The organism is Streptomyces sp. NPDC046909 (assembly GCF_040644695.1).
GTDB lineage: Bacteria > Actinomycetota > Actinomycetes > Streptomycetales > Streptomycetaceae > Streptomyces.
In genome coordinates this window covers 1-15,876 of sequence record NZ_JBEYXC010000012.1, presented here as the reverse complement: position 1 = coordinate 15,876, position 15,876 = coordinate 1, and the positions used below count along the sequence as shown (strand labels likewise).

Annotated in this window: 14 protein-coding genes; 8 read left to right on the top strand and 6 right to left on the bottom strand. The window is 71.1% G+C overall.

The features are described 5' to 3' along the window. Positions 1-2 precede the first annotated feature (2 nt). The gene (locus tag ABZ928_RS33965) at positions 3-887 is read right to left on the bottom strand and encodes an alpha/beta hydrolase (protein WP_361527436.1); all 885 of its coding nucleotides are present in this window, start codon (positions 885-887) and stop codon (positions 3-5) included. Positions 888-1,056: 169 nt separating this feature from the next. Next, positions 1,057-3,648: a DEAD/DEAH box helicase gene (locus ABZ928_RS33960; protein ID WP_361527434.1), complete on the bottom strand. Its 2,592-nt coding sequence runs from the start codon at positions 3,646-3,648 to the stop codon at positions 1,057-1,059. A 493-nt stretch (positions 3,649-4,141) separates the two neighbouring features. Between ABZ928_RS33960 and ABZ928_RS33955 the strand changes: the two genes are divergently transcribed. Then, positions 4,142-4,879 (top strand): ferritin-like fold-containing protein, encoded by a 738-nt coding sequence (locus ABZ928_RS33955; protein ID WP_199924680.1) that lies wholly within the window; start codon positions 4,142-4,144, stop codon positions 4,877-4,879. Positions 4,880-4,968: 89 nt separating this feature from the next. On the opposite strand, the gene ABZ928_RS33950 is transcribed toward ABZ928_RS33955, so the two are convergent. The 4 genes from ABZ928_RS33950 to ABZ928_RS33935 form a co-directional block, all read right to left on the bottom strand. Next, positions 4,969-5,238 (bottom strand): hypothetical protein, encoded by a 270-nt coding sequence (locus ABZ928_RS33950; RefSeq protein WP_361527970.1) that lies wholly within the window; start codon positions 5,236-5,238, stop codon positions 4,969-4,971. A 186-nt stretch (positions 5,239-5,424) separates the two neighbouring features. After that, entirely contained in the window at positions 5,425-5,652 is a 228-nt protein-coding gene (locus ABZ928_RS33945) for a DUF3107 domain-containing protein (protein ID WP_361527432.1), read from the bottom strand. Between the two features lie 158 nt (positions 5,653-5,810). Continuing rightward, entirely contained in the window at positions 5,811-6,452 is a 642-nt protein-coding gene (locus ABZ928_RS33940) for a TetR/AcrR family transcriptional regulator (RefSeq protein WP_329334999.1), read from the bottom strand. A 191-nt stretch (positions 6,453-6,643) separates the two neighbouring features. Further along, positions 6,644-6,862, bottom strand: coding sequence for a hypothetical protein (locus ABZ928_RS33935; protein ID WP_361527429.1), 219 nt, complete (start codon positions 6,860-6,862; stop codon positions 6,644-6,646). A gap of 164 nt (positions 6,863-7,026) precedes the next feature. Here ABZ928_RS33935 and ABZ928_RS33930 point away from each other — a divergent pair, with 164 nt between their 5' ends. The 7 genes from ABZ928_RS33930 to ABZ928_RS33900 all read left to right on the top strand — a co-directional run bounded on the left by ABZ928_RS33930 (position 7,027) and on the right by ABZ928_RS33900 (position 15,732). After that, entirely contained in the window at positions 7,027-8,085 is a 1,059-nt protein-coding gene (locus tag ABZ928_RS33930) for an alpha/beta hydrolase (RefSeq protein ID WP_361527427.1), read from the top strand. Between the two features lie 398 nt (positions 8,086-8,483). After that, complete coding sequence (locus ABZ928_RS33925) at positions 8,484-10,025, top strand: DUF3152 domain-containing protein (protein WP_361527968.1); 1,542 nt, start codon at positions 8,484-8,486, stop codon at positions 10,023-10,025. 68 nt (positions 10,026-10,093) lie between these two features. Further along, on the top strand, positions 10,094-10,186 hold the full coding sequence (locus ABZ928_RS33920; RefSeq protein WP_361527425.1) for an Ms4533A family Cys-rich leader peptide: 93 nt from the start codon (positions 10,094-10,096) through the stop codon (positions 10,184-10,186). 150 nt (positions 10,187-10,336) lie between these two features. Next, positions 10,337-12,055 carry an ABC transporter substrate-binding protein gene (locus ABZ928_RS33915; RefSeq protein WP_361527423.1) on the top strand — a complete coding sequence of 573 codons (1,719 nt, stop codon included), beginning with the start codon at positions 10,337-10,339 and terminating at the stop codon, positions 12,053-12,055. A 4-nt stretch (positions 12,056-12,059) separates the two neighbouring features. Beyond that, a complete protein-coding gene (locus ABZ928_RS33910; protein WP_361527421.1) occupies positions 12,060-13,049 on the top strand; it encodes an ABC transporter permease in 990 nt (329 codons plus the stop codon). Next, positions 13,046-14,044, top strand: coding sequence for an ABC transporter permease (locus ABZ928_RS33905; protein ID WP_361527419.1), 999 nt, complete (start codon positions 13,046-13,048; stop codon positions 14,042-14,044). Before ABZ928_RS33910 ends, ABZ928_RS33905 begins: the two co-directional genes overlap by 4 nt. Then, positions 14,041-15,732: an ABC transporter ATP-binding protein gene (locus ABZ928_RS33900; RefSeq protein ID WP_361527417.1), complete on the top strand. Its 1,692-nt coding sequence runs from the start codon at positions 14,041-14,043 to the stop codon at positions 15,730-15,732. The genes ABZ928_RS33905 and ABZ928_RS33900 overlap by 4 nt, the downstream gene beginning before the upstream one ends. The last annotated feature ends 144 nt before the right edge of the window (positions 15,733-15,876 follow it).

Genomic DNA, 15,876 nt, shown 5'->3' with positions numbered 1-15,876 from the left:
GGCTACCGGTTCTCGCCGGCGCTGTCCCAGAAGTCGGCGAACGCGCGCGCCGTCTCCAGCGGGCGGTCGGTGTTGGGGGAGTGCTCGGCGCCGGGGATCACGGTCCGGCGGGCCCCGAGCCGGACGGCCATGCGGTCGAGGAGCGGTACCGGCCAGGTGTCGTCGTGCGAGCCGGACAGCACATGGAACGGCAGCGGTACGGCGGCCAGTTCGGCCACCCGGTCCGGCTCCGCGCACAACTGGCGGCCGGTGGCGATGAGTTGGGCCGGCTTGTTGCCCAGCCAGCGCCGACGCAGGTCGTCCCGGTCGTCAAGGCCGGAGTCCAACTCGCCCCCGGTGTCGGTCTCCTCCGGCGGCTCCATCGCCTGGATCGCGTCCCACACCTCCGCCATGCTCATCACGGCGAGCGCGTCCCGGAGCAGTTTCACCCGCTGCTGCTGGGAGCCGGAGATCTGGGCGGGACCCGAGGACATGAGGGTGAGCGAGAGGAACGGGGACGGGTCGAGGAGTACGGCGGCCCGTGCGATCTGCCCGCCCAGGGAGTGCCCGACGAGATGCACGGGCGCGCCGACGGCCTCCGCCTGCGCCAGCACGTCCTTCGCCAACTCGTCCTGCGCGTAAGCCGATTCGTCCGCCACCGGCCCGTCCGACTCGTACTGCCCCCGCCCGTCCACGGCGACCGTCCGATACCCGCGCGCCGCGAGCGGCACATGCAGCGGATTGAAGTCCTCCTTGCTCCCGGTGAACCCGGGCAGCAACAAGGCGGTCCCCTTGGGGTCGACACCGCCCGCCACGGGCGCCTCGACGACGGCGAACTCCCCACGTGCGGTGCGCAGGGAGTGGGCGCGAGCGCCGGGGGGCGGGGCGAAGGAGGGGGGCCTGCTCATGGGGTGAGGCTATCCGGCGGGGGTGGGGGTGATGGTGTGAGGTGGGCCATGGTCGGGGTGCGGGTGGTCGGGTGCGGTGCGCCATGGTGGGGCGGGCCCCTGCCCAGGACGCCCCCGGAACGCCGATGGCCCGGCCCACATCATGCGGGCCGGGCCATCGGGTGAGCGATCAGCTCTCCGTGGACTCCGCGGTGGCCGTGGCCTTGCGGGTCGTGCGGTGGCGCGGCTTGGCCTCGGGCTCCTCGGCGGCCTGGGCCGGGATCTCGGCGGCGGCCGTCTTGCGAGCGGCCGTCTTCCGGGCCCGGACCGGCTTGGCCTCGGTGGTCTCCGTGGCGGCGGCCGTCTTGCGGGTGCGGCGCGGCTTGGCCTCCGTGGCCTCGACCGTGTCCACAGCGGCCTCGGCGGCAGCGGCGGTCTTCCGCGTACGACGGGGCTTCGCCTCGACGCCCTGCGGCTCCGTCGCGGCCTCGGCGGTCGCGGCGACCTTGCGGGTGCGGCGCGGCTTGGCCTCCGTGCCCTCCGCAGTGTCCACGGCGGCCTCGGCGGCGGCCGTGGCCTTGCGCGTACGACGCGGCTTCGCCTCGACGGCCTCGGCGGTGTCGACCGCGGCCTCCGCGGCCTCGGCGACCTTGCGGGTACGCCGGGTCCGCGGCTTGGCCTCGGCGGCCTCCACCGGGGTCTCGGCGGTCTCCGTGGCGGCGGCCGTCTTGCGGGTGCGGCGCGGCTTGGTCTCCGTGCCCTCGGCCGTGTCCAGCGCGGTCTCCGCGGCGGCAGCGGTCTTGCGGGTACGACGCGGCTTGGCCTCGGGCTCCTCGGCGGCCTGGGCCGGGATGTCGGCGGCGGCCGTCTTGCGAGCGGTCGTCTTACGGGCCCGAACCGGCTTGGCCTCGGCGGCCTCGGCCGTGTCGACCGCGGTCTCGGCGGCGGCAGCCGTCTTCCGCGTGCGGCGCGGCTTGGCCTCCGTGCCCTCCGCCGTGTCGACCGCGGTCTCCGCGGCGGCAGCGGTCTTGCGCGTACGGCGGCGCGGCGCGGCGGCGACGGCCTCGGGCTCCGCGACCTCGACGACGGCCGGCGTCTCGACGGCGACCGTCTCCGCGGCCTTACGGGTGCGGCGACGGGGCCGCGTCTCGGTGGTCTCGGCGGCGGGGGCCTCGGGCTCCGCGACCTCCACGGCGACCGGTGCCTCGACGGCGGCCGTCTCCGCGGACCTGCGGGTCCGGCGGCGGCGCGGCTTGGTCTCCGCGGCCTCGGCGGTGTCGACCGCGACCTCCGCGGCCTCGGACGGCGTGGCCTGGGTCGGCACCGACTCCACGGCGGCGGCTCCGTTACGCGTACGGCGACGGCGACGCGGGGTGCGGGACGCGGGCGCGTCCTCGGTCACCGCGGTCTCCTCCGGCGCGACCGTGCCCACGGGGGCGGCGGTGCCGTCCAGCGGGGCGCCGTTGCGCGTACGACGGCGACGGCGCGGCGTACGGGCCGGGCGCTCGCGGTCGGCGGAACGGGACTCGTCCCGGCCGCCACGGCCACCCCGGTCGTTCCGGTCACCGCGACCGCGGCCACCACGGCCGCCGGTCTCGCCCAGGTCCTCCAGCTCCTCCGCGTCGAGCCCCGCGCGGGTGCGCTCGGCACGCGGCAGAACACCCTTGGTGCCCGCGGGGATGTTCATGTCCTCGTAGAAGTGCGGGGAGCTGGAGTACGTCTCCGGCGGGTCGTTGAAGTTGAGCTCCAGCGCCTTGTTGATCAGCTGCCAGCGCGGGATGTCGTCCCAGTCGACGAGGGTGATCGCGATGCCCTTGGCGCCCGCGCGGCCGGTACGGCCGACCCGGTGCAGGTACGTCTTCTCGTCCTCGGGGGACTGGTAGTTGATGACGTGGGTGACGCCCTCGACGTCGATACCGCGCGCGGCGACGTCGGTGCAGACGAGCACGTCCACCTTGCCGTTGCGGAACGCGCGCAGCGCCTGCTCGCGGGCGCCCTGGCCGAGGTCGCCGTGGACCGCGCCGGAGGCGAAGCCACGCTGCTTGAGCTGGTCGGCGAGGTCGGCGGCGGTGCGCTTGGTGCGGCAGAAGATCATGGCCAGTCCGCGGCCGTCGGCCTGCAGTATGCGCGCGACCATCTCGGGCTTGTCCATGTTGTGGGCCCGGTACACGTGCTGCGAGATGTTCGCGACCGTCACGCCCTCGTCGTCCGGCGCGGTGGCGCGGATGTGCGTGGGCCGCGACATGTAGCGGCGCGCGAGACCGATGACCGCACCCGGCATGGTCGCCGAGAACAGCATGGTCTGACGGCGGGCCGGCAGCATGTCGATGATCTTCTCGACGTCGGGCAGGAAGCCCAGGTCGAGCATCTCGTCGGCCTCGTCGAGGACGAGTGCCTTGATGTGCTTGAGGTTGAGCTTCTTCTGGCCCGCGAGGTCCAGGAGACGCCCCGGGGTGCCGACGATGACGTCGACGCCCTTCTTGAGGGCCTCGACCTGGGGCTCGTAGGCGCGACCGCCGTAGATGGCGAGCACGCGTACGTTGCGCACCTTGCCCGCGGTCAGCAGGTCGTTGGTCACCTGGGTGCAGAGCTCGCGCGTGGGGACGACGACGAGCGCCTGCGGGGCGTCGGTGAGGTCCTCGGGCTTCGCGCGGCCGGCCTCGACATCGGCGGGGACGGTGACGCGCTCGAGGAGCGGGAGGCCGAAGCCCAGCGTCTTGCCGGTGCCGGTCTTGGCCTGGCCGATGACGTCCGTGCCGGAAAGGGCGACGGGGAGCGTCATCTCCTGGATGGGGAAGGGGTTGATGATGCCGACGGCTTCAAGCGCCTCGGCGGTCTCGGGAAGGATTCCGAGATCTCTGAACGTCGTAGTCAGGGTGCTGCCTCTTCTGTGTGCGCGGTGCGAGGCGAGCTCGGGGGTCTCTTAAAGACCGTGCTGGGGACGTCGACTGCCTTACGGACCAGCCGTAATGGCACGGGACCTCTGCCGACGCTCTAGCGCTCGAACCGCTGAGGGTCCCTCCGGATGCCGTACGCACAGTGCCGTACGGCCAAGGAGAGCTGTCAGGTCGGAGCCGATCGGGCCACCGACCGGGCATCCTCATACGTGCGGCCCGTCGAGATACGCGGTCTTCATAGACGTGCGTACTCAGCAGGCGCATTACCACCATACCCCGGAAACGCGCACATGCGATGGCCGATTTGGTCACGTAGTCGTTGTCACACTGCTTCACCAGGGACTTCCCCCGTGCGAGGAGCGGGCTATTGTGCGCTTCATGACGACGCCTGACAACACCTCCGACGCTTCTCCCGAACCCACCGGAGTCGCCGCCCAGGACTGGGCGAAGGCCTCCGCCGAACCGCAGTACCGGGCCGCTGTCGTGGACCTGCTCGGCGCGCTCGCGTACGGGGAGCTGGCGGCGTTCGAACGTCTCGCGGAGGACGCCAAGCTGGCGCCGACGCTGGCGGACAAGGCGGAACTGGCCAAGATGGCGTCGGCGGAGTTCCACCACTACGAGAAGCTGCGGGACCGGCTCACCGAGATCGGTGCGGAGCCGACGGAGGCCATGGAGCCGTTCGTCGCCGCGCTCGACGGGTTCCACCGGCAGACGGCGCCCTCGGACTGGCTGGAGGGGCTCGTCAAGGCGTACGTCGGGGACTCGATCGCCAGTGACTTCTACCGGGAGGTCGCGGCGCGGCTGGACTCGGACACGCGTGAGCTCGTGCTGGCCGTGCTGGATGACACGGGGCATGCCGGGTTCGCGGTGGAGAAGGTGCGGGCGGCCATCGATGCCGATCCGCGTGTGGGTGGGCGTCTCGCTCTGTGGGCCCGGCGTCTCATGGGCGAGGCTCTGTCGCAGTCTCAGCGGGTTGTCGCCGACCGGGACGCGCTGTCGACGATGCTCGTCGGCGGGGTTGCCGATGGGTTCGATCTCGCCGAGGTGGGGCGGATGTTCTCGCGGATCACTGAGGCGCACACGAAGCGGATGGCTGCGCTGGGCTTGGCGGCGTAGCGCTTCCAGAGGGGCGGCCCGGTCGTATCGCGGCTGCGGGTGTGTGGGGGCTGGTCGCGCAGTTCCCCGCGCCCCTAGGCGCGTGCTGCTTACGCCGCTACCGACCTACGGCGGAGTCTTCCCGCCGGGCGGAGCAGCAGGGACAGGGACGCGACCGAGACGATCGTCGCGCCGATCAGGGGGAGCAGGACGTTGCCCGCGCCCAGGGCGCTGTGGGTCACGAAGGCGCCGAACAGGGCTCCCGCCACGCCTGTCGCGAAGACCAGGGAGCGGGCGGGCAGGCGGTGGGCCAGCCGGTGGGTGGCCACCGCGGCCAGGACGAGACCGAGCAGAGCGGAGCCGAGCGCTTCCAGCAACATCATTGGGGGTCCCTCCCACACGGCCACGCTGCGTAACACGGTCGTAGCCCGTCATACCCGTGACCTGCGGAATGCAATCCTCCTCTGTGGCTGACTTGTGCTCCATATGTGGAGAAAAAAATCTTGCCGAAAACGGCGGAAGGGCCCGGCGACCTCAGGTCGCCGGGCCCTTCCGTGTGCGTCTGCCTACAGCGCGCCGAAGCCCACCTTGCGCGGGGCGGCCTCGCCGAGCTCCACGTAGGCCAGGCGGTCCGCCGGAACGAGGACCTTACGGCCGTGCTCGTCCACGAGGCTCAGCAGTGCCGACTTGCCGGCCAGCGCCTCGGACACGGCACGCTCGACCTCCTCGGCACTCTGACCGCTCTCCAGAACGATCTCGCGGGGCGCGTGCTGCACGCCGATCTTGACCTCCACGGCTATGTCCCTCCGACGGTCAGTGAAGTGCGCGACCTTCCGCGCCGTACCCAGCACACATTAGCCCGGTGAGGGGACGTACACGCTCCGCTCAAGAACGCCAGGAGCGAACATCGGGCGGGAACAAATGTCCCCGGCCCGCCTCGGTCGGTGCTCGGTCAGTGGTGGTCGATGCCGTGCAGGGGGAAACCGGCGATGCCCCGCCAGGCCAGGGACGTCAGCAGCTGGACCGCCTGGTCGCGCGGGACGCTGCGGTCGCTGTGCAGCCAGGAGCGGGCCACGACCTGTGCGAGGCCGCCGAGTCCGGAGGCCAGCAGCATCGACTCCGCGCGCGAGAGGCCGGTGTCCTCGGCGATGACGTCGCAGATCGCCTCGGCGCACTCGTTCGTGACCTTGTCGACGCGCTCGCGGACCGCGGGCTCGTTGGTCAGGTCCGACTCGAAGACCAGCCGGAAGGCGCCGCCGTCGTCCTCGACGTACGCGAAGTAGGCGTCCATGGTCGCCCGTACGCGCTGCTTGTTGTCGGTCGTCGAGGCGAGCGCCTGCCGTACGGAACCGATCAGGGACTCGCAGTGCTGGTCCAGCAGGGCGAGATAGAGGTCGAGCTTGCCCGGGAAGTGCTGGTAGAGCACCGGCTTGCTGACGCCGGCGCGCTCGGCGATGTCGTCCATCGCGGCCGAGTGGTAGCCCTGCGCCACGAATACTTCCTGTGCGGCACCCAGCAGCTGATTCCGTCGGGCACGGCGCGGCAGGCGCGTACCTCGAGGGCGTGCCGCCTCTGTCTGCTCGATGGCTGTCACGCCGCCTCCCATAAGTCGTCCACGTGCGGTGTGCGCCGCGCCGCCATCGTACTTTTCGGTAACCGTGGTGTGCGCGGTGCGAGCGCAGAATTTCACGTACCGGACGATGGCGAAAGCAGCGCGAAGGTTTCAAAGAGGTACCTAGCGGGCAGCGAAGGTCGCCCTCCCACTCGGTCACGCGCGCTGGGAGGTCACCGATAGTCGTCCTCGTCGATCCGTACGACACGGGCCTGTTCGATGAGGTCGGCCTCGTTGGCCCGGTCGGCGTCGACGTCGGTCAGCGGGTCGTCGCGGTCCTGGGCGAGATCCGCCTGCTGCTCGGCGGCGTCCTCCTCGGGGGCCTCGACGTCGAGCTCGTCGTCACCGCCGCTGTCCTCGAAGGTCTCGGGGTCACTGGGGTCGTAGGCCATTGCGGGCTCCCTTCCTAGAACGTCCCTGAACGGTGCAGGGGGCCACGTACGGGTGCCCTGCGTACGAGCCTAGGAGACACACGATCCGGACGCCATGCGATGTACGTGCTCTCTGTGACGGCGAACACATGAACCACTGCGTGATCGTCTCGTAACATTGCCGCATGTCTTCGACCGAGTTGCCGTCCGTACCGGCCGCCAATGTGCTCCCGAAGGTGGCGCCCGTCAGGGTGGCGGAGGGTGAGCGGCTGAGGTCGGTGGGGTTGCCCGGCATCACGCTGACGGTGCGGTCGAGACCGCCCGCGCGCGAGGGGCTGCCGCCCGCGCTCTACGTCCATGGCCTCGGCGGTTCCTCGCAGAACTGGTCGGCGCTGATGGAGCAGCTGGAGGGCGATCTCGACGGTGAGGCCGTCGATCTGCCGGGCTTCGGGGACTCCCCGCCGCCGGACGACGGCGACTACTCCATCACCGCACACGCGCGTGCGGTGATCCGCTTTCTGGACGCCTCCGGGCGCGGGCCCGTGCACCTCTTCGGCAACTCCCTCGGCGGCGCGGTCTCCACGCGCGTGGCCGCGGTCCGCCCCGACCTCGTCCGGACGCTCACCCTCGTGTCGCCGGCCCTCCCCGAGATCCGTGTGCAGCGCAGCGCCGTCCCCACCGCGCTCCTCGCGGTGCCGGGTGTGGCCGCGCTGTTCACCCGGCTCAGCCGCGACTGGACGGCCGAGCAGCGGGTCAGCGGCGTCATGGCGCTCTGCTACGGCGATCCCGCGCGGGTCTCGCCCGAAGGGTTCCGGCACGCCATCGAGGAGATGGAGCGACGGCAGCAACTGCCGTACTTCTGGGACGCGATGACGCGGTCCGCGCGCGGGCTGGTCAACGCGTACACCCTGGGCGGGCAGCACGCGCTCTGGCGTCAGGCCGAGCGGGTCCTCGCGCCGACCCTTCTCATCTACGGCGGCCGTGACCAGCTCGTGGGGTACCGCATGGCACGGAAGGCGGCCCGGTCCTTCCGCGACTCCCGGCTGCTGAGCCTGCCCGACGCGGGGCATGTGGCGATGATGGAGTACCCGGAGACGGTGTCCCGGGCGTTCCGGGAGTTCCTGGGGGAGGCCTCCGGTGGCGCGGCCGGGGCGGGGGCCGGGGGCGCGAGCGGGTCGTCGGGTGCTGGTGCTGGCGCGAGTGCGTCCGGTGGTGCGGCCGAGGCCGCCGGCGCGGGGAGCTGAGGGGCGGGGTGGGACGACACAGCCGCCGCGGGCCCGCACCGAAGGGTGACCCTGCGGACATAGCCGCTAGACGAGGTGGTGGCCGGGGGGCCGAGGGCTCCCAGGCGCCGCAAGGGCGTGGAGGCTCGCCGCAAGGTCGTGGGGGCGGGGGCGTGCCCGAGGGTCGTGGGGCTGCCCCTGAGGGTCGTGGGGCCGCGCCCCAGGGCTCTTCGCCTCAGCGAGGCGCCGTGCCGCCGCCGCAGGGCGCTCCGCCGCGGCAGGGGATGCCGATGTCGGGCGAGCCCTCGGTGTACGGGGATCCGGTCTACCGGGCTGTTCCGCAGGGCGCGCGGCGGTTCCCGGACGGGACTCCGGCGCAGGGGGTTCCGAGGTACGCCGACGGGACGCCGGCTCGTGGTGTGCCGCGTCTTCCCGACGGGACTCCGGCTCGTGGTGTCCCGCGTCTTCCTGATGGGACCCCAGCCCATGGTGTCCCGAGGTTCGCCGACGGGACCCCGGCACATGGCGTCCCGCGTCTGGCCGACGGGACGCCCGCTCACGGTGTCCCGCGTCTGGCCGACGGAACCCCGGCTCGTGGTGTGCCGAGGCTTCCCGACGGCACTCCCGCGCGCGGTGTGCCTCGGTTCGCTGACGGCACTCCTGCTCATGGCACGCCTCGCTTTCCTGACGGCACTCCTGCTCATGGCACGCCCCGCTTTCCTGACAGCACGCCTGCTCACGGCACACCCCGCATACCCGGCGGCACTCCCGCCCACGGCACCCCCCTTCTCCCCGACGGCACTCCCGCCCACGGCACCCCCCGAGTCCGCGGAGGGCACCCCGAGCAGCGTGAAGCAGGGCGTGCGTGGGGGGAGTTGGGGGCGCAGGGGATGGCTGGTGCGCCCGGGGTGGCGATACCGCGGCAGCGGCAGGCGCCTCCTGGAGGGGCTCGGCGGACGGGGGCCGGCAACCCTCGGCAGGAGTATCTCGACGCCTTCGAGGACGAGGACGTCTTCGCGGCCGGAGCTTCCCGCCGACTAGACGACCCGTACGCCTCCGCCACCGACTGGCCCGCGGCGCCTCCGCGTCGTACCGACGGCGATGATGGCGAGGACGACGACGTGCCGCCCACCGGTGAGCCCGTGTCGCAGAAGGGTGGCAAGGGGCGGGCCTTCACCGGGATCGCGGCTGCCGCCGTCACCACCGTGCTGGCCGTCGTGGTCGCCGGGCAGGTGACCGACGGGCGGGACGACAGCGCCGTACGGACGCAGTCGGCCACCGATCAGGCGCGGGACGCCCGGGACTCGGCCTCGCGGTCGGACGGGCGGCCCACGCCGTCCTCGTCGGCTAGTGCGGCGACGCTGACGTACGAGCAGGCGATGGGGCGGAAGTACGCGCTGAGCGCGACGCTCGACGGGTCGGGGAAGTTCGATGCCGTGAAGGGCGTGGACAAGGCGCCGGGTAGGGGGCAGAAGTTCACCTATCGCGTGGATGTGGAGCAGGGGCTCGGGCTCGACGCTGAGCTGTTCGCCGAGGCCGTGCAGAAGACGCTGAACGACGACCGGAGTTGGGCCCACAGCGGGGCGCGGACGTTCGAGCGGATCTACTCCGGCAAGCCCGACTTCGTGATCACGCTCGCCAGTCCGGGGACGACCGCGGAGTGGTGTGCGAAGTCGGGTCTGGACACCAGCGTGGACAACGTGTCGTGCAATTCGACCGCCACCGAACGCGTGATGATCAACGCCTATCGGTGGGCTCAGGGGTCGAAGACCTATGGTGATCAAATTCACGCCTACCGGCAGATGCTGATCAATCACGAGGTCGGTCACCGGCTCGGCTACCAGCATGTGACCTGCGACAAGGACGGCGAACTCGCCCCAGTCATGCAGCAGCAGACCAAGTTCCTGAACCACAACGGAATCACCTGCAAGGCCAATCCCTGGCCGTATCCCGGGAGTTGACGGACACCTCTCGTGTCACCGCTGGTGGCGCGTTGACATGCGCAGAAAAGTCGTACATATTTCTGCGCATGTCGCCCCGTCACGTCTCCGTTCGCGCCGCCATCGAGCTGGCGCTCATCGGCGTGACCGCGCTGTGCGTGGCCGACATTCACTGTCGCTGACGTCCGCCTTCAGGCGTTCGCGTCGCGATCTTTTTCCTTTTCCGTGACTTTTCGTCGCGGTTTTTCGACGGCCTGACGCCCGGGCGGACGTCTGTTCACGTTCGTCTCACTCCTCGTCTATCTGTCTCACCATTCGAGAGGTCGTCTCCGATGCGTCAACCGTCCGTCATAGCGCGCCGCGTGGCCGCGGCATCCGTAAGCCTGGTTCTGGCAGCGGGCGCCGCCGCCTGCGGACCGGACGACAACGATGCCAAGGGCTCCGGTGGCGACTCCACGCCCCACAAGGGCGGCACCCTCACGGTCCTGAACTCCGAGCCGCAGACGGACTTCGACCCGGCCCGCCTGTACACCTCCGGCGGCGGCAACGTCCCGTCCCTGGTCTTCCGTACGCTCACCACGCGCAACCGTGAGAGCGGCGCGGCCGGCGCCAAGGTCGTCCCCGACCTCGCGACCGACACCGGGCGCCCCAACAAGGACGCGACCGTGTGGACGTACACCCTGAAGGAGGGGCTCAAGTACGAGGACGGGACCGCGATCACGTCCGCCGACATCAAGTACGGCATCGAGCGGTCCTTCGCGCCCGAGCTGTCCGGTGGGGCGCCCTATCTGCGGGACTGGCTGGTCGGCGCGGCGGACTACCAGGGGCCGTACAAGGACAAGGGCGGGCTCGACGCGATCGAGACGCCGGACGACCGGACGATCGTCTTCCATCTCAACAAGCCCGAGGGCGAGTTCCCCTACCTCGCCACGCAGACGCAGTTCGCGCCCGTCCCGAAGGCCAAGGACACCGGCACGAAGTACGAGGAGCACCCGGTCTCGTCCGGGCCCTACAAGGTCGTCAAGAACGAGAACGACGGCGAGACCGTCCTCCTGGAGCGCAACACGTACTGGTCGGCCTCGACGGACGCCGAGCGCAAGGCGTACCCCGACAAGATCGACGTCAGGTCCGGGCTCGACTCCTCGGTGATCAACCAGCGGCTGTCCGCGTCCCAGGGCACGGACGCGGCCGCGGTCACCACGGACACCAACCTCGGCCCGGCCGAGCTCGCCAAGGTGACGGGCGACAAGGAGCTCGCCGCGCGCGTGGGCACCGGTCACTTCGGCTACACGAACTACATAGCGTTCAACCCGAAGGTCAAGCCGTTCGACAACCCCAAGGTGCGGCAGGCGATCTCGTACGCCGTCGACCGTTCGTCGGTCGTGAACGCCGCCGGCGGGTCGTCGCTCGCCGAGGCCGCCACCACCTTCCTGCCCGACCAGAAGTCCTTCGGGTACGAGGCCTACGACCTGTTCCCGGCGGGCGCGACCGGCAACGCGGCCAAGGCCAAGGAGCTGCTGAAGGAGGCCGGTTACCCCAACGGGCTCACCGTCACGCTGACCCACAACAACGCCCAGAACTTCAAGACCAGCCCCGAGATCGCGACCGCGATCCAGGACGCGCTCAAGAAGGCCGGCATCACGGTCAAGCTCCAGGGCCTCGAGGACAACAACTACTCGGACACGATCCACGACGTGAAGACCGAGCCGGGCTTCTTCCTCGCCGCCTGGGGTGCCGACTGGCCCTCCGGCGGTCCCTTCCTCGCCCCGATCTTCGACGGCCGGCAGATCGTCAAGAATGGATCGAACTACAACTCGGCCCAGCTCAATGATGCGTCGGTCAATGCCGAGATTGACGCGATCAACAAGTTGACCGATCTTGATGCTGCCGCCAAGCGATGGGGCGCGCTGGACAAGAAGATCGGTGAGCAGGCGGTGACCGTGCCGCTGTTCCACCCGGTCTACAAGCGACTCGTCGGCAAGGACATCAGGAACGTCGTGATCAGCGACTGGACCGGTGTGCTGGACATCTCGCAGGTCGCGGTCAAGTAAACCGATGAGCGAGGCACTTGTCGCCACCCAGGCCCCCGGGGCGTCCGTCGCCCCGGGGGCTTCGGGGGCTCGTCAGTTCTGGCGGCGGCTGCGCTCGCAGCGAGCCGCCCTCGTCGCGGCGGTCGTCGTCGCCCTGCTGGTCCTGGTCGCGCTCGCCGCGCCCCTGCTCACCGCGCTGGAGGGCCAGGACCCGACCACCTACCACCCGTCGCTCGTCGACTCCGCGCGCGGAGGCGTGCCCGTCGGCTCCTTCGGGGGCATCAGCGGGGACCACTGGCTCGGCGTCGAACCGCAGACCGGGCGCGACCTGTTCGCACGCCTGGTGTACGGCGCGCGCGTGTCGCTCGGCGTCGCGCTGGCCGCCACCGTCGTCCAGGTGTTGATCGGTGTCGTGGTGGGCGTGACGGCAGCACTCGGCAGTCAATGGGTTGATCAACTGTTGAGCCGGATCACGGACATCATCGTCGCCCTGCCCCTCATGATCATGGCGTTGGCTCTTCTCGCGATCGTCCCGGCGAGCTTCCCGAGGCCCGTCCTGGTCGCCCTCGTCATCGGCCTCATCGCCTGGGGGAACATCGCGAAGATCACGCGCGCGCAGACGCTCACGCTGAAGGGGCTCGACTATGTCGCCGCGGCCCGGCTCAGCGGCTGGGGCACCTGGCGCATCGCCCGCCGCGAACTGCTTCCCGGCCTCGCCGCGCCGGTCATCACATACGCCGCGCTGCTCGTCCCGACGAACATCACCGTCGAGGCCGCGCTGTCCTTCCTGGGCGTCGGCGTGAAGCCCCCGACGCCCTCCTGGGGACAGATGCTCACCGCCGCCGACGTCTGGTACCAGGCGGCCCCGCAGTACCTGCTGCTGCCCGCGGGCGCCCTCTTCGTGACCGTCCTGGCCCTCACCGTCCTCGGCGACGGCGTCCGCACGGCGCTCGACCCGCGCGCGGCCTCCCGGCTGCGCGTCGGCACGGGCCGCAAGAGGGAGGCCAAGGCATGAGCGGCTTCACCGGCTTCGTCCTGCGGCGCCTCCTCGGCGTCCTGGCCACCCTGCTCGCCATCTCGGTGATCGTCTACGTCGTCTTCTACGTCACCCCCGGCAACGTCGCCCAGATCACCTGCGGCCCGCGCTGCTCGCCCGCCCAGGTGCAGCAGGTCACCGAGCAACTGCACCTCGACGACCCGCTGTACACGCGCTACTGGCACTTCCTGGAGGGCCTCGTCGCCGGCCAGGACTACTCGACCGGCACGTCCGTGGAGCACTGCTCGGCGCCCTGCCTCGGCCTGTCGTACCAGAGCGACCAGCAGGTCACCCAGCTGATCCTCACCAAGCTGCCGGTCAGCCTGTCCCTGGTGTTCGGCGCGATGGTGCTGTGGCTGATCCTCGGCGTCGGCACCGGCGTGCTGTCCGCATGGCGGCGCGGACGGCTCACCGAGCGGGTGCTGACCGGCATCACGCTCGCGGGCGTGGCCACGCCGGTCTTCGTCATCGGCCTCGTCCTGATGATCGTCGTCTGCGGGCAGCTGCAATTGCTGCCGTTCCCGCAGTACGTGAAGCTCACCGACGACCCCGAGCAGTGGGCCTGGAACCTTCTCCTGCCCTGGCTGTCCCTGGCCCTCATCGAGGCGGCCGCGTTCGCGCGCCTCACGCGCGCGTCGATGCTGGAGACGCTCGCCGAGGACCACATCCGCACCTTCCGCGCGTACGGCGTGGGGGAGCGGTCGATCATCGGACGGCACGCGTTGCGCGGGGCGCTCGCACCCGTCATCGCGCTCAACGCCAACAACTTCGGCAGCGCGGTGGGCGGAGCCGTCCTCACCGAGACGCTCTTCGGCCTGCCCGGCATCGGTCAGGAACTCGTCCATGCCGTCAATGTGGTCGACCTTCCGGTCGTGGTCGGCATGGTCCTGGTCATCGGATTCTTCGTGGTCGTCGCCAACGCCGTAGCGGACGTGCTCTACGCGGTGGCCGACCGACGGGTGGTGCTCGCATGAGTCTGGTCAACGTCAGTGACCTGACGGTCGAGTTCGGCGAACTGCGCGCCGTCGACGGGCTCTCCTTCCGCCTGGAGCAGGGCGCCGCCCTCGCCCTGGTCGGCGAGTCCGGCTCCGGCAAGTCCACGGTCGCCTCCGCCCTGCTGGGGCTGCACCGCGGCACGGGCGCGAAGGTGGGCGGCTCGATCGAGGTCGCCGGCATCGACGTAACAGCGGCATCCGATGAGGAACTGGGACGGCTGCGCGGCGGAAAGGCCGCGATGGTCTTCCAGGACCCGCTGTCGTCCCTCGACCCGTACTACGCGATCGGCGACCAGATCTCCGAGGTGTACCGCGTGCACGCGCGCGTGTCCCGACGAGCCGCACGCGCGCGTGCGGTGGAGGTGCTGGACCGGGTCGGCATTCCGGACGCGGTACGGCGGTCCCGGTCCCGCCCGCACGAGTTCAGCGGCGGCATGCGCCAGCGCGCGCTCATCGCCATGGCGCTCGCCTGCGCACCGGACCTCCTGATCGCCGACGAACCGACCACCGCCCTCGACGTCACCGTCCAGGCCCAGATCCTCGACCTGCTGCACACGCTGCGCGAGGAGACCGGCATGGGCCTGCTGCTCGTTACGCACGACGTGGGCGTGGCGGCGGAGAGCGTCGACGAGGTCCTGGTGATGCGGCACGGGCGCGTGGTCGAGCACGGGTCGGTGGGGGACGTACTGGGGACGCCTGCGGAGGCGTACACGCGGGAGCTGCTGGGGGCGGTGCCGCGGGTGGATGTGCGGAGGGTTGGTGCGGGGGTGCCACTGGGGGCCTCTTCGCGGGCGCCCTCGGAGTCGGTTGATCCGGCGGAGGCGGCCGAGTCGGCTGCGGAGGCGCCCTCTCCGGACTCCTCCGGGCCCGCCGACGACGTCGTCCTGGAAGCGCGTGGCCTCCGCCGTGAGTTCGGGCGCGGGAAGCGGGCGTTCACGGCCGTGGACGACGTGTCGCTGACGGTCCGCCGCGGGGAGACCCTCGGGGTCGTCGGGGAGAGCGGCAGCGGCAAGACGACGCTCGGGCGGATGCTGGTCGGGCTGCTGGAGCCGACGGCGGGGGAGGTCCGTCACGACGGGCACGCGCGCGTGGGTGTGGACCCGGCCGTCCAGATGGTCTTCCAGGACCCCGTCTCCTCCCTCAACCCCCGCCGCAGCGTGGGCGAGTCGATCGCCGACCCGCTCCGCGCGCGGGGCGAGAGGGACGAAGCACGCATCAGGGGGCGCGTGACGGAACTCCTGGAGCGCGTGGGGCTCGAAGGGGCGCACTACGACCGCTATCCGCACGAGTTCAGCGGCGGACAGCGCCAGCGCGTGGGCATCGCGCGGGCGCTCGCGGCCGACCCGCGCGTGATCGTGTGCGACGAGCCGGTCTCCGCGCTCGACGTGACGACCCAGGCCCAGGTGGTCGCGCTGCTCGGCGAGTTGCAGCGCGAACTCGGACTCGCGCTCGTCTTCGTCGCCCACGACCTCGCCGTCGTACGGCAGGTCAGCGACCGGGTCGCGGTGATGCGGCGCGGCCGGATCGTCGAATCGGGGCCCGCCGACGAGGTGTACGACAACCCCCAGGACCCGTACACCAAGCAGCTCCTGGCCGCCGTACCGGCGCTCGATCCGGAGGTGGCCGCCAGGCGCAGAGCGGCACGTCGGGAGCTGGCCGCGGCCTGACGTAACGTAACTGCTTGATCTCTTAGCGCGATCGAACGCGACCCGCACGGGAAAGTTACGACCGTTCACCCCTTTTGGTGGACTACATGGTCCCCTCCGCCTTCGTGGCCCTCGGCAAGCTGCCGCTCGGCCCCACCGGCAAGC